This is a genomic window from Nonomuraea sp. NPDC059023, from assembly GCF_042740095.1.
In the GTDB taxonomy this organism is placed as follows: domain Bacteria; phylum Actinomycetota; class Actinomycetes; order Streptosporangiales; family Streptosporangiaceae; genus Nonomuraea.
Genome location: NZ_JBHYIO010000003.1, coordinates 193842 through 206864, shown reverse-complemented (window position 1 = coordinate 206864; position 13023 = coordinate 193842). Strand labels below are relative to the sequence as shown.

Sequence of the window (13023 nt, the reverse complement as noted above, 5' to 3'; positions counted from 1 at the left end):
CTGACTGATGGAGTTCTTGCGGCCCACCACGTGGGCGGAGGCGCTGGCCGCCAAGGCGGACCAGCCGGAGGCCGTGCCCATCCAGGGCGGCACCGACGTGATGGTGGAGATCAACTTCGACGTGCACAGGCCGCCGGCGCTGCTCGACCTCAACCAGGTGGGCGAGCTGGCCACCTGGTCGCGGGAGGGCGACACCTACCGGGTCGGGGCGGGCCTGCCGTACGTGAAGATCATTGAGGAGCTCGGCGGGGTGCTGCCCGGGCTCGCGCAGGCCTCGCGGACGGTCGGCTCGCCGCAGATCCGCAACCGCGGCACCGTCGGCGGCAACCTCGGGGCGGCCTCGCCCGCGGGCGACAGCCATCCGCCGCTGCTGGCGGCCGGGGCGGTCGTCGAGGTGGAGTCGCGGGCGCGCGGCGTGCGGATGATCCCGGCGCACGAGTTCTACCTGGGCGTCAAGCGCAGCGCGCTGGAGCCGGACGAGCTGATCAGGGCGGTGCGGGTCGAGGCCGCGGGCGGTCCGCAGTACTTCTCCAAGGTCGGCACCCGCAACGCCATGGTCATCGCGGTCTGCTCGTTCTCGGTCGCGCTGCACCCCGGCGAGCGCCGGGTCGGGACCGGGATCGGCTCGGCCGCCCCCACCCCGCGCCGCGCCCTTGAGGCCGAGGAGTTCCTGGCGAACGAACTCGACTGGGACACCCGCCTCGACACCGCGCTGCTCAGACGCTTCGGCGAGCTGTGCTCCCGTGCCGCCTCGCCGATCGACGACGTGCGCGGCACCGCCGACTACCGCAGGCACGCCATCGCCGTGATGGCCCGCCGCACGCTCACCTGGGCGTGGAACGACTACCGGAAAGTGAGGGCCGCCTGATGAGGGTCTCCTTCACCGTCAACGGCCGCGAAGAGTCCGTCGACGACGTGTGGGCCGGAGAGAGCCTGCTGTACGTGCTGCGCGAGCGGGTGGGGCTGCCCGGCTCCAAGAACGCCTGCGAGCAGGGCGAATGCGGCTCCTGCACCGTCTACCTGGACGGCACGCCGGTCTGCGCCTGCCTGGTCGCCGCGGGACAGGCCGAGGGCCGCCAGGTCCGCACGGTCGAGGGCCTGGCCGACGGCGACCGCCTCGACCCCGTGCAGGAGGCGTTCGTCGAGTGCGGCGCCGTCCAGTGCGGATTCTGCACACCAGGGCTGATCGTGCAGGCGCACGACCTCATCGGCAGAGTGCCCGATCCGTCCGACGCGGAGATCCGCGAGGCGCTCGCGGGCAACCTGTGCCGCTGCACGGGCTACGAGAAGATCCTCGACGCGGTACGGCTGGCCGCGTCCCGAAAGGCCGCCACCCCATGATCATCGAGAACGTCTACATCGCGCCGGTCACCGGCCCGGAGATCCCGTCCGGATACATCAGGATCGAGGGAGACCGGATCACGGAGGTCGGCTCCGGCGCCGTCCAGGCGAACCCGGGCGAGACCCGCATCGACGGCACCGGCTGCCTGGCCACGCCCGGCCTGGTCAACACCCACCACCACCTCTACCAGTGGGCCTCGCAGGGCCTGGCCCAGGACGCCACCCTGTTCGAGTGGCTGGTCGCCAGCTACCAGGTGTGGGCCGCCATGGACGCCGAGGTCGTCAAGGGCGCCGCCGCCGCCGGGCTCGGCTACCTGGCGCTGTCGGGCTGCACGCTCTCCAGCGACCACCACTACGTCTTCCCGAAGGGCCGCGGCGACCTGTTCGCCGCCGAGATCGAGGCCGCACGGGAGCTCGGCATCCGCTTCCACCCCGCCCGCGGCTCCATGGACCGCGGTCAGTCGCAGGGCGGCCTGCCGCCGGACGTGGTGGTCGAGGACCGCGACACCGTCCTGGCCGCCACCTCCGAGGCCATCGACGCCTACCACGACCCGTCGTTCTCCTCGAAGCTGCGCGTCGCGGTCGCGCCCTGCTCGCCGTTCTCGGTCACCGCCGAGCTGATGACCGACGCCGCCGAGCTGGCCAGGGCCAAGGGGGTACGCCTGCACACCCACCTGGCCGAGACGCTCGACGAGGACGAGCACTGCGTCGAGGCGTTCGGCGTGCGGCCGGTCGACTACATGGAGAAGCTCGGCTGGCTCGGCCCCGACGTGTGGTTCGCCCACACCGTGCACCTGAGCGACGCCGACATCGACAAGTTCGCCGCCACCGGCACCGGCGCCGCCCACTGCCCCTCTTCCAACGGCCGCCTCGGCGCCGGGATCGCCCGCGTCTCCGAGATGTTGCGGCGCGGGGCCAACGTCGGGCTCGGCGTCGACGGCAACGCCTCCTCCGAGCTGACCACGCTGTCCGGCGAGATGCGCCAGGCGCTGCTGTTCCAGCGCGCCGCGCACGGGCCCACCGCGCTCACCGCCCGCCAGGCGCTGGAGATGGCCACCATGGGCGGCGCGCGCAACCTCGGCCGCGCCGGCGAGCTGGGCTCGCTGGAGGCGGGCAAGCTCGCCGACATCGCGCTGTGGCGCGTCGACGGCGCCTTCGCCGGCGCCGTCCAGGACCCCGTCTGCCAGCTCGTGTTCGCCACCCGGCAGCCGCCGCTGGCCCGCCTGCTCGTCGGCGGCGAGAGCGTCGTCGAGAACGACGAGCTGAAGACCGTCGACCAGGACGCGTCGGGACGCGCGGGCGCCGAGGCGCACCGCCGCCTGATGCGGCTGGCGCGGGAGCAGGGATTCTCCGTCGCCAAGGAGGTACACACGTGACACTCCCGCTGCGCGCGCCGCACGAGATCGCCGCCCCCGGCATCGGGGGAGTGGGCGAGAGCACGTTGCGGCCCGACGGGACGCTCAAGGTCAAGGGCGAGTTCGCCTACGCCTCGGACCTGTGGGCGGAGGGGATGCTGTGGGGCGCGACGCTCCGCAGTCCCCATCCGCGCGCCCGCATCGTCTCGATCGACGTCGCCGCCGCCCTCGCCCATCCGGGGGTGCGCGCCGTACTCACGCATGAGGACGTGCCCGGCCGCAAGCACTACGGGCTCGACCTCACCTGGGACCAGCCCGTGCTGGCCATCGGCGAGGTACGCCACCAGGGCGAGGCGATCGCGCTCGTCGCGGCCGACCACCCCGAGACCGCCCGCCGCGCGCTCGACAAGATCGCGATCGAGTGGGAGATCCTGGAGCCGCTGACCGACGCCAGGCGGGCCGCCTTCGACCCTTCCTACCCGCAGGTGCAGGACCGGCCGAACCCGGCCCGCCACCAGCCGGTCAGGGTCGGCGACGTCGAGGCCGTGCGCGCCGCCGCCGAGGTCGTGGTCACCGGCACCTACGAGGTCGGCATCCAGGACCAGGCCTTCCTCGGCCCCGAATCCGGCCTCGCGGTGCCCGCGGAGGACGGCGGCGTCGAGCTGTACGTCGCCACCCAGTGGATGCACAACGACCTCAAGCAGATCGGCCCCTGCCTCGGCCTGCCCGAGGAGCGCATCCGGATGACGCTGTCCGGGGTCGGCGGCGCGTTCGGCGGGCGCGAGGACCTGTCCATGCAGATCCACGCCGCCATGCTCGCCCTGCACACCGGCGCGCCGGTCAAGATGATGTACAACCGGCACGAGTCGTTCTTCGGGCACGTGCACCGGCATCCGGCCCAGATGCGCTACGAGTACGGCGCTTCCAGGGACGGCAAGATCCTCTACGCCGACGTGGAGATCGTCCTGGACGGCGGCGCGTACACCTCTGCCACGCTCAACGTCGTGGGCAACGCCGCTTCGCTCGGCGTCGGCCCCTACGAGATCCCGAACGTCAAGATCGACGCTTATGGCGTCTACACCAACAACCCGCCCTGCGGGGCGATGCGGGGGTTCGGCGCGGTTCAGGCGTGTTTCGCCTACGAGTCCATGATGGACAAGCTGGGTGAAGCCTGCGGGATCGACCCGGTGACCATCAGGCGAACAAACGCCGCCTCCCAGGGGTCCGCGCTGGCCACCGGGCAGATCATCCACGCGCCGCTGCCCATGAAGGACATGCTCGCCCAGGCCCGTGACCTGCCCATGCCCCCTCCGCTCGACAGCTCCGACATCCGCAACCTGCCCGGCGGCGCCTCCCAGACCACCCACGGAGAAGGGGTACGGCGCGGCGTCGGCTACGGCGTCGGCCTCAAGAACATCTGCTTCTCCGAGGGCTTCGACGACTACTCCACCGCCCGGGTGCGCCTGGAGGTCATCGGCGGGGCCGCGACCGCGCTGGTGCACACGGCCGCCGCGGAGGTCGGTCAGGGGCTGGTGACCATCGAGGCCCAGATCGCTCGCACCGAGCTGGGAATCGAGAACGTGGTCATCCATCCGGCCGACAACCAGGTGGGCAGCGCGGGGTCGTCGTCGGCGTCGCGGCAGTCGTACATGACGGGCGGCTCGGTTCAGGCGGCCTGCTGGGCCGTACGCGATCGCCTGCTCGCCCTGGTAGACGGGTTTTATGACGATTTGTCGCTCGTCGGGGGAAAAATCATCTCAGCCTCGCGGGGAGTGATCGCGACCATCGAGGACGTGCTGGGTGACCAGGTCATCGAGGAGACCCGCGAGTACCACCACCACCCCACCACCGGCATGGACCCGGTCACCGGACAGGGCGACACCCACACCCAGGTCGCGCTCTGCGTGCACCGGGCCGTCGTCGACGTCGACGTCGAGCTCGGCCTGGTGAAAGTGGTCGAACTGGCCGCCGTCCAGGACGTCGGCAAGATCCTCAACCGCCTCTCCCTGGAAGGCCAGATCCACGGCGGCACCGCCCAGGGCCTCGGCCTCGCCGTGATGGAGGAGATCGTGGTCAGCGACGGCAAGGTACGCAACCCGTCCTTCACCGACTACCTCATCCCCACCATCCTCGACATGCCGCCCATGCGGCTGGAAATCCTCGAGAACGCCGACCCGCGTGCCCCATACGGGCTGCGTGGCGCCGGAGAGCCACCCACGCTCTCCTCCACCCCGGCCATCGTCGCGGCCATCCGCGACGCCACGGGGCTCGCACTCCACCGAGTGCCTGTGCGTCCGGAGCACATCACGGGATGAACCACTCCGGGTGAGTTGATCAACAGGGGCAGCCCGCACCCCCCATGTCAGCGGGACAGACTCCACAACCGCACCCAGCGGCAGCGCAGCCGCAGGTCGACCACGCCCGAGGAGGGCCCCGACCATGACCCAACTCCAGACAAAACCCCCAACCGGAGCGCTGGACCGGTTCTTCGACCTGTCGGGCCGGGGGAGCACCGTGGGCAGGGAGGTGCGCGGCGGCATCACCACGTTCGTGGCCGTCGCCTACATCATCCTGCTCATCCCGATCATCCTCAGCGGCGCCAAGGACGTCACCGGAGCCCAGCTCACCATCCCGCAGCTGACCACCGCCGTCGCGCTGTCGGCCGCGCTCACCACCATCCTGATGGGCCTGGTGGGCAACGCCCCGTTCGCGCTGGCCTCCGGGCTCGGCGTGGCGCCGGTGGTGGCCTTCCAGGCGGCGCCGTTCATGACCTGGGACCAGGCCATGGGCCTGGTCGTGCTCGAAGGCGTCGTGATCGTCGTCTTCGCCCTCACCGGCATCAGGCAGCTCATCATGGACGCCATCCCCACCGGCCTGAAACACGCCATCGGGGTCGGCATCGGCATGTTCATCGCGCTCATCGGCCTCGTGGACGCCGGATTCGTCGGCAGGGGCGAGGGCACGCCCATCACCCTCGGCACCGGCGGCCATCTGCAGGGCTGGCCCGTGGTCGTCTTCTGCGCCGGGTTGCTGCTCATGCTCGGCCTGTACGTGCGCCGCGTGCCCGGAGCCATCCTCATCAGCATCGTCGCCGCGACCGCGCTGGCCATCGTCATCAACGCCGCCGTCGACGGGCTGAAGTGGGGCGTCGTCACCCCGGCCATGCCCAAGGACATCGTCGCCACCCCCGACTTCGGGCTGCTCGGCTCCGTCGACCTGTTCGGCGGCTTCGGCCAGGCCGGAATCCTGACCGCCACCGTGGTGCTGTTCACGCTGGTGCTGTCGGGCTTCTTCGACGCGATGGGCACCATCATCGGCGTCGGCGAGGAAGCCGGGCTGTCCGATGACAAGGGGCAGATCAAGGGCATCGGCAAGATCCTCACCATCGACGGCTTCGGCGCCATCATCGGCGGCGGCACCGGAGCCTCGGCCAACACGGTCGTCGTGGAGTCGGCGGCGGGAGTCGGGGAGGGCGCTCGCACCGGCCTCGCCAGCCTCGTCACCGGCGGGTTGTTCGCGGGGGCCATGTTCCTCACCCCGCTGGCCGCGGTCGTGCCCGCCCAGGCGGCGGCGCCCGCGCTGGTGCTGGTGGGGGCACTCATGATGACGGCCGCCCGCAAGATCTCCTGGGACGACCTGGAGCTGGCCGTTCCGGCCTTCCTCACGATCTCCCTGATGCCGTTCACCTACTCGATCACCAATGGGGTCGGGGCGGGGATCGTCGCCTACACCGTGATCAAGGCGGCGCGCGGCAGGTTCTCCGAGATCCACTGGCTGCTGTGGCTGATCACGGCCATTTTCGTGGCCTATTTCGGGATCTCGTTCATCGAGGGGCTGTTCGGCTAGGCCCCTTCTGCCCGGGGGAACGCCCGGTGGCGTTCCCCCGCCTACAGCTCAAGGAGACACCATGCGTGATCTCGTCGACGACCTCCTGGCCTGGACCGGGGAGGGCCGGCGGTTCGCGGTCGCCTCCGTCGTCGGGGTCAGCGGCAGCGCGCCCCGCGAGCCGGGAGCCGCGCTGGCCGTGGCAGAGGACGGCACCGCCGTCGGCAGCGTCTCCGGCGGTTGCGTCGAAGGCGCGGTGTACGAGCTGTGCCTGCGCTCCCTCGAAGAGAACCGGCCCGTGCTGCAGACGTTCGGCTACAGCGACGACGAGGCGTTCGCGGTCGGGCTGACCTGCGGCGGCATCATCGAGATCCTCGTCTGGCCGAACACCGCGGAGCCCGCCTTCCGCGCCTACCTGCGGGCGCTGGCCGCCGGTGAGCCGGCCGCCCTGGCCCGGATCCTGCCTCCGGCCGGCGGCGGCCCCTCCACCCCGACCCTTGAGGCCTCCCCGGCCCTTGCGGCTTTCCCGACCCTTGGTGCATCCCCGGCCCTTGAGGCCTCCCTGACCTCTGAGCCATTCCTGACGCTTGGGGCTTCTCTGACGTTTGAGGCCAATGGGGGAACCACCGGCACGGCCGGCGACCCGGTCGTCGACCGCCTGGTGGCGGCGGAGGCGGCGGCCATGCTGGACACCGGCCTGACCGGCGTCAGGGAGGTGGGATGCGACGGCCTGCGGATGTTCGTGGAGACCTACGCGCCCCCGCCCCGGCTGCTGGTCTTCGGCGCCGTCGACTTCGCCGCCGCCCTCACCCGGGCCGGCCGCTTCCTCGGCTACCACGTCACCGTCTGCGACGCCCGCCCGGTCTTCGCCACCCGCAAACGTTTCCCCGACGCCCACGAGGTGGTCGTCGACTGGCCGCACCGCTACCTGGAGCGCACCCCCGTGGACGCCCGCACCGCCATCGCCGTGCTGACCCACGACCCGAAGTTCGACATCCCCCTGCTGGAACGCGCCCTGCGCACCGATGCCGGTTACGTGGGCGCGATGGGTTCGCGCCGTACCCACGACGAGAGGGCGCGCCGTCTGCGCGAGGCGGGCCTGTCCGAGGCGGAACTGTCGCGCCTGCGCTCCCCGATCGGCCTCGACCTCGGCGCCCGCACCCCGGAGGAGGTCGCCGTCTCCATCGCCGCCGAACTCGTGGCCACCCGCCGCGGCGGCACCTGCCGGCCGCTGACCACCACCTCCGGCCCCGTCCACGCCCTCACCCGCTAGGCACGCCTGCGCTCCCGGTAGGCGCGGACCTTCGCGATGCTCCCGCACCCCCGTGAATCCGATCCACCCGGGCTCATCACGCACCACCGGCGGCTGCCGTTGCGGCTGTGGTCGTAGAAGACCCACGAGCAGTCGGGACAGGCCTTGAGCCGCGCCCACTGACCGGCCCGCACCGCCTCCGCCACCACCGCCAGAACCCGGCCCGCCGCCGTGCCGTCCTCGGGGGTCAGCACGAGCGGCGGGCTCCCGGGGTCGGACGAGAGCTCGGCCCGCAGCGGGTGCTGCTCCAGCCATGACGCCAGTACGGCCGGCCGCTCGACCCCCAGAGCCGCCCGCAACGCCGTCCTGAGCTCCGACATCTCGCCGAGGTCGGCCGGATCGGCCAGCGTCTCTGGCAGCCTGTCCTCGGCCACCCGCGTGTCGTTGGGCACCCACCACGTGTTGAGGAACGTCCGCACCTGCTCAAGCGCGCCCGGCGCCACACTCTCCGTCATGTAACCAGTTTACACGATAGCCGGTAACTGTTACCGTCTATAAGTATGACCGGTAAACAGTATGTGACAGTACTGCGTTCGCCGGGGGTCGGGGTCTGGTTCGCCGTCCTGGTCTGCCAGCGGTTCCCGGTGGCCGCCGCGCCGCTCGCGCTGGTCTTCCTCGGGCACGCCGTCACCGGCTCCTACGCCGTCGGCGCCCTCCTGGGCGGCGGCCACGCGCTCGCCGAGGCGGTCGCGGCGGGCCCCCTGGGCAGGCGCTTCGACCGCCGCCCCGCCCCCTCAGAGACCGCCCTGGTCCTGGGCGTGGAGGCCGCGGCCTTCGCCCTGCTGGCCCTGCTCGCCACCGCTTCGCCCCGCGCCGAGTGGTGGACGCCCGCGGGAATGCTCGCCCTGGCCGGGCTCGGCGGCGCGATCTCCGCGGGCGCCCACGGCGGCCTGCGCGCCCTCCTGGTACGGCTGGCGCCACCCGAGCGACGCGTGCCCGCGCTCAGCCTCGAATCCGCGGCAAGCACGACCGTCTGGACCGTCGCCCCCGCGGTGGTGGCGCTCCTGGCCGTCGTGGACGCCCGCCTCCCGATCCTCCTCATGGCCGCAGTGGCGGCGGCCGGAGCGCTGGCCGGACGCCGCCTCCTCGACCCGCCCAGGACCACCACCGCCCACCGCGCCCGCCTGTGGCGGATCAGCTGGCCCGCGATGGCGTACGACGGGGCGATGATGTTCGCCTTCGGCGCCGTCAGCCTGGCCCTGCCGGTCCTCCTGGCCACGCACGACGCCGGCGCCGCCCTGGCCGGCCCGGTCCTGACCGCGTACACGCTGGCCGGCATCGGCGGCGGCCTCCTGTACGGCTCCCGCGCCTGGCCGGGCACCCCGCTGGCCCAGGCGGCACTGCTGTCGGCCGGCATCGGTCTCGCGCTGGGCGCGGCCGCGCTGGTCCCGGTGCTCGGCCTGGTCGTGGCCCTGTTCGCGGTCGCCGGCCTTCTGCAGACGCCCGCCCTGACCGCCCGCGCGGTGTCCCTGCAGGACCGGCTGCCGGAGTCGCAGTGGGCCGTGGGCTTCTCCGGCATGTACGCCGCCGGCGGACTCGGCTACGGCGCCGCCGGCATGACCGTGGCCTGGCTCGTGGAGCGCGTCGGCGCCCAGCCCGCCATCGGCCTGTGCGTGGCCCTGAGCACGCTGGTCGCCCTGGGCTCCTCCGTCGCCGAACGCCGCCAGCTCGTCACGGACGCGGCGATGGCCTGAGGCCGCTCACGCCGGGTTGCCGTGCAGGCGGCTCACACCAGGTTGCCGGGCGGGTGGCTCACGCCAGGTTGCCGTGCAGGCGGATCCTGGCCAGGCCGCCGTCCGGGTAGATGTCGGCCCGCACGTGGGTGACGGGCCGGGCCTCCTCGACCCGGAAGCGGTGCGGGGTGTCGGGCTGCAGGCCGGTCCGGGGGAGCAGGTCGAACCAGTCGCCCTCGCCGTCCCTGCCCCGCAGCCGGATCGCGCCCGGCGCGTTGAACAGCAGGTTCGTCGTGTCGATCTCGGCCAGCCTGACGACGCCCCGCCCGGCCAGGCGCACCACGATCCAGTCGTTGCCGTCGTCGCGCCGCCGCGCCGTCTCCCAGCCCTCCGCCTGGTGCCTGCCCAGGCCGGGGGCGATGGCGTTGTGGGGCGCGGAGTAGAACTCGTCCGAGCACCCGGTCACCACCGCGCCGTTGGCCAGCGCCGCCAGGTCGAGGCTCAGCCCGTCATACAGCGACAGGTCCGGGCGTACCTCGCCGTGCACGCGCAGCCGGGCGATCCCCCCGTCGGGGTACATGTTCAGCCGCACATGGGTGTAGCGCCGCTCGTCGCGCACCTCGAAGTGATGCTCGGCATCGCCCTTGAGGTCGGCGCGCGGCACGATCTCCACCCACGCGGCCGTCGCCAGCTCCTCCGGCGACGGGGTTCCGGCCACCTCGCACGCCTCCACCGAGGCGTGCGGCGGGAAGTTCCCCTTGAACCACGCCGTGTCGATCACCACGCCGCGCACCGTGCCGGGCAGCCCCAGCCGGATGATCGCCCAGTCGTGGCCGGGCGTGCGGCGACGGCGGGTCTCCCAGCCGTCGTACACCTGTCCCTTGTTGCCGAACGTCTCCGCCTGGAAGGCCGGTCTGCCCGGCCGGACGAGCGCCTCCTTCTCGGCGAACGACTCATCGCTCGCGGCGATGACGGCGCCGCCGTACCCGCGCAGGGCGAGGTCGGGAAGTCTGGTGAAGGCGGGCATTCAGTGTGCTCCCAACTGCAGAAAGGTTCCGTACGGCGCCGCCGTCACGTCGACGCGCCGGCCGCGGAGCCAGGTGGTGCGGACGACGCCCCGCAGGGCGCGCCCGTGGTAAGGGGTGACGGGGTTCTTGTGGTGGAGTGCCTGGGCGTCGACCCGGTGACCGGCCTCGGGGTCGAAGGCGACCAGGTCGGCGTCGTACCCGGGGCGGATGGCGCCCTTGCCGGCCACGCGGGCCAGGCGGGCCGGGTTCTCCGACATCCAGCGGGTGACGTCGGCCAGGCCGTACCCGCGTCGCGATCCTTCGGTCCAGACGGCGCTCAGCCCGAGCTGCAGCGAGGCGATGCCGCCCCAGGCGGCGGCGAAGTCGGGCACCTTCAGGTCGGCGGGTGACGGCGAGTGGTCGGAGACGACGCAGGTCAGCACGCCGTCGGCGAGTCCCTGCCAGAGCAGGTCGCGGTTGGCGGCCGAGCGGATGGGCGGGCAGCACTTGAACGCGGTCGCGCCCTCGGGCACCTGCTCTGCGGCGATGGTCAGGTAGTGCGGGCAGGTCTCGGCGCTGATCGGCAGGCCCTCGGCCCGCGCGGCGCGCAGCGGCTCCAGGCAGTCGGCGCTGGAGACGTGCAGGACGTGCGTGCGGGCGCCGGTCTCCCGGGTCAGCCTGATCACCTGCTCGACGGCGCTGCGCTCGGCCGAGCCGGGGCGCGAGCCGAGGAACTCGGGGTAGCCCGGGCCGGCCGGATCGGTCAGCAGCGCGGGGTCCTCGGCGTGCACGATCATCAGGCCGTCGAAGGCGGCGATCTCGGCCAGCGCGCGGCGTACCTCGTCGAGTGACAGCGGCGGGAACTCCTCCACGCCCGACGGCGACAGGAAGCACTTGAAGCCGAACACGCCCCGTTCGTGCAGCGGCCGCAGCTCCTTGACGTTGCCGGGCACCGCCCCGCCCCAGAACCCGACGTCCACGAAGCACTGCCCGGCGGCGGCGGCCCGCTTGGCGGCGAGCGCGGCGGGCGTCACGGTCGGCGGCAGCGAATTGAGCGGCATGTCCACGATCGTGGTGACGCCGCCCGCCGCCGCCGCGCGCGTCGCGGAGGCGAACCCCTCCCAGTGCGTGCGGCCCGGCTCGTTGACGTGCACGTGGGTGTCGACCAGGCCGGGCAGCAGCGCCACCTCGCCGAGGTCGAGCTCGGCGGCCGCGGGCGTGCGCGCCTCGTGCGGGCGCACCGCCGCGATCTTCCCCTCCCGTACGGCCACCGCCGCCGCGCGCACCCCCTCCGGGGTCACCACGCGCCGCGACCGGATCACCAGGTCGTCCATCTCACCTCCATTCGGCGGCGATGCGCGCCGCCAGCCGTTCGAGCAGCGGGCCGGCTTCGGCCATGCAGCGGTCCAGGTCGGGCTCGATGTCGCTGAGCGCGTAGGCGGCGCGGATCCCGGCGGCATTGAGCTGCTCGTCGGTGAGCGTGCGCCGCCCGCAGACGGCCACGACGGGTACGCCCGCCCTGGCCGCGGCCCTGGCGACGCCCACGGGGGCCTTGCCGCGCAGCGACTGCTCGTCGAGCGAGCCCTCGCCGGTGACGACGAGGCGGGCGCCGCGTACCTGCTCGCCGAAGCCGAGCAGGTCGAGCAGGTACTCGATGCCCGGCTGGATCTCGGCCTTCAGGAAGGCGAGGGCGGCGAACCCGACCCCGCCCGCCGCGCCCGCGCCGGGCGCGCCCGCGACGCCCATGGGCCGGGGCGTGCCGTCGTGCTCCACCGCGCCGACCAGGCCATGAGTGGCGGCGGCCCTGGCGGCCAGCCGGGCCAGCCCGGTCTCAAGCACCTGGACGTCCTCGGCCGAGGCGCCCTTCTGGGGCCCGTAGACGGCGGCGGCACCGTGCGGGCCGAGCAGCGGGTTGTCGACATCGCTGGCGACCACCACCTCGACCCCGGAAAGGTCGATAAAGGCGGACATGTCGATCTTCGCCAGGTTCCGCAGCGCGGCCCCGCCCTCGGGCAGCTCCGCACCCGTCTCGTCCAGGAACCGGGCGCCCAGCGCCCGCGCCATCCCGGCGCCTCCGTCGGTGGAGGCGCTGCCGCCGATGCCCAGCACGATGCGCGTGGCGCCCCGCTTGACCGCGTCCGCGATCAGCTCGCCGGTGCCGTAGCTGGTGGCGCCGAGCGCGTCCGGCGCGCCGGGCAGCCTGCGCAGCCCGGAAGCCTCGGCCATCTCGACGACGGCGACCGGCGCCCGCCAGGCGTACGCGGCCTCGACGGGCTCGCCGGTGGGACCGGTGACGGTCAGGGGCACGCGCTCGAAACCGCAGGCCACGGCGGCATCGACGGTTCCGTCGCCACCGTCGGCCACGGGCAGCTCGACCGTCGCGACACCCAGGCCGGCGCTGACCCGGGAGGCCACTTCGGCCGCCGTGAGCGACCCCTTGAACTTGTCGGGGGCAACAAGCACGTGCTCCACCACTACGAACTCCTCGCGAGCTGTTACAGAATGGCCGG

General features: G+C 72.9%; 11 protein-coding genes. 7 read left to right on the top strand and 4 right to left on the bottom strand.

What is annotated here, in order from left to right:
* Nucleotides 1–7 precede the first annotated feature (7 nt).
* From ACFWYW_RS06915 to ACFWYW_RS06890, 6 genes are all read left to right on the top strand, one after another.
* Nucleotides 8–868 (top strand): FAD binding domain-containing protein, encoded by an 861-nt coding sequence (locus tag ACFWYW_RS06915; RefSeq protein WP_379611730.1) that lies wholly within the window; start codon nucleotides 8–10, stop codon nucleotides 866–868.
* The gene (locus ACFWYW_RS06910) at nucleotides 868–1341 is read left to right on the top strand and encodes a (2Fe-2S)-binding protein (protein ID WP_379631045.1); all 474 of its coding nucleotides are present in this window, start codon (nucleotides 868–870) and stop codon (nucleotides 1339–1341) included. Before ACFWYW_RS06915 ends, ACFWYW_RS06910 begins: the two co-directional genes overlap by 1 nt.
* Nucleotides 1338–2717 carry an 8-oxoguanine deaminase gene (locus ACFWYW_RS06905; protein ID WP_379621512.1) on the top strand — a complete coding sequence of 460 codons (1380 nt, stop codon included), beginning with the start codon at nucleotides 1338–1340 and terminating at the stop codon, nucleotides 2715–2717. Before ACFWYW_RS06910 ends, ACFWYW_RS06905 begins: the two co-directional genes overlap by 4 nt.
* Nucleotides 2714–5011 carry a xanthine dehydrogenase subunit D gene (pucD, locus tag ACFWYW_RS06900; RefSeq protein ID WP_379621510.1) on the top strand — a complete coding sequence of 766 codons (2298 nt, stop codon included), beginning with the start codon at nucleotides 2714–2716 and terminating at the stop codon, nucleotides 5009–5011. Before ACFWYW_RS06905 ends, pucD begins: the two co-directional genes overlap by 4 nt.
* A 124-nt stretch (nucleotides 5012–5135) precedes the next feature.
* Nucleotides 5136–6542 carry an NCS2 family permease gene (locus ACFWYW_RS06895; protein ID WP_379621508.1) on the top strand — a complete coding sequence of 469 codons (1407 nt, stop codon included), beginning with the start codon at nucleotides 5136–5138 and terminating at the stop codon, nucleotides 6540–6542.
* A 61-nt stretch (nucleotides 6543–6603) separates the two neighbouring features.
* Nucleotides 6604–7794: an XdhC family protein gene (locus tag ACFWYW_RS06890; protein WP_379621506.1), complete on the top strand. Its 1191-nt coding sequence runs from the start codon at nucleotides 6604–6606 to the stop codon at nucleotides 7792–7794.
* Here the strand turns inward: ACFWYW_RS06890 and ACFWYW_RS06885 are convergent.
* The gene (locus ACFWYW_RS06885) at nucleotides 7791–8288 is read right to left on the bottom strand and encodes a CGNR zinc finger domain-containing protein (protein ID WP_379621504.1); all 498 of its coding nucleotides are present in this window, start codon (nucleotides 8286–8288) and stop codon (nucleotides 7791–7793) included. The two genes, ACFWYW_RS06890 and ACFWYW_RS06885, sit on opposite strands and share 4 nt — an antisense overlap.
* 45 nt (nucleotides 8289–8333) lie before the next feature.
* Between ACFWYW_RS06885 and ACFWYW_RS06880 the strand changes: the two genes are divergently transcribed.
* Nucleotides 8334–9527 carry a hypothetical protein gene (locus ACFWYW_RS06880; RefSeq protein ID WP_379621502.1) on the top strand — a complete coding sequence of 398 codons (1194 nt, stop codon included), beginning with the start codon at nucleotides 8334–8336 and terminating at the stop codon, nucleotides 9525–9527.
* A gap of 58 nt (nucleotides 9528–9585) precedes the next feature.
* Here ACFWYW_RS06880 and alc read toward each other — a convergent pair whose 3' ends face one another.
* From alc to ACFWYW_RS06865, 3 genes are read right to left on the bottom strand one after another with little or no spacing between them, the layout of a single operon-like run.
* Complete coding sequence (gene alc, locus ACFWYW_RS06875) at nucleotides 9586–10533, bottom strand: allantoicase (RefSeq protein WP_379621500.1); 948 nt, start codon at nucleotides 10531–10533, stop codon at nucleotides 9586–9588.
* The gene (gene allB, locus ACFWYW_RS06870; protein ID WP_379621498.1) at nucleotides 10534–11847 is read right to left on the bottom strand and encodes an allantoinase AllB; all 1314 of its coding nucleotides are present in this window, start codon (nucleotides 11845–11847) and stop codon (nucleotides 10534–10536) included.
* A gap of 1 nt (nucleotide 11848) precedes the next feature.
* Nucleotides 11849–12985 carry a glycerate kinase gene (locus ACFWYW_RS06865; RefSeq protein WP_379621516.1) on the bottom strand — a complete coding sequence of 379 codons (1137 nt, stop codon included), beginning with the start codon at nucleotides 12983–12985 and terminating at the stop codon, nucleotides 11849–11851.
* Nucleotides 12986–13023: the final 38 nt, after the last annotated feature.

Excerpts from the sequence above, each read along its gene's own strand:
- ACFWYW_RS06915 (WP_379611730.1), top strand. The coding sequence starts at position 8 with ATGGAGTTCTTGCGGCCCACCACGTGGGCGGAGGCGCTGGCCGCCAAG.
- ACFWYW_RS06910 (WP_379631045.1), top strand. The coding sequence starts at position 868 with ATGAGGGTCTCCTTCACCGTCAACGGCCGCGAAGAGTCCGTCGACGAC.
- ACFWYW_RS06905 (WP_379621512.1), top strand. The coding sequence starts at position 1,338 with ATGATCATCGAGAACGTCTACATCGCGCCGGTCACCGGCCCGGAGATC.
- ACFWYW_RS06895 (WP_379621508.1), top strand. The coding sequence starts at position 5,136 with ATGACCCAACTCCAGACAAAACCCCCAACCGGAGCGCTGGACCGGTTC.
- ACFWYW_RS06890 (WP_379621506.1), top strand. The coding sequence starts at position 6,604 with ATGCGTGATCTCGTCGACGACCTCCTGGCCTGGACCGGGGAGGGCCGG.
- ACFWYW_RS06885 (WP_379621504.1), bottom strand. The coding sequence starts at position 8,288 with ATGACGGAGAGTGTGGCGCCGGGCGCGCTTGAGCAGGTGCGGACGTTC.
- ACFWYW_RS06880 (WP_379621502.1), top strand. The coding sequence starts at position 8,334 with ATGACCGGTAAACAGTATGTGACAGTACTGCGTTCGCCGGGGGTCGGG.
- alc (WP_379621500.1), bottom strand. The coding sequence starts at position 10,533 with ATGCCCGCCTTCACCAGACTTCCCGACCTCGCCCTGCGCGGGTACGGC.
- allB (WP_379621498.1), bottom strand. The coding sequence starts at position 11,847 with ATGGACGACCTGGTGATCCGGTCGCGGCGCGTGGTGACCCCGGAGGGG.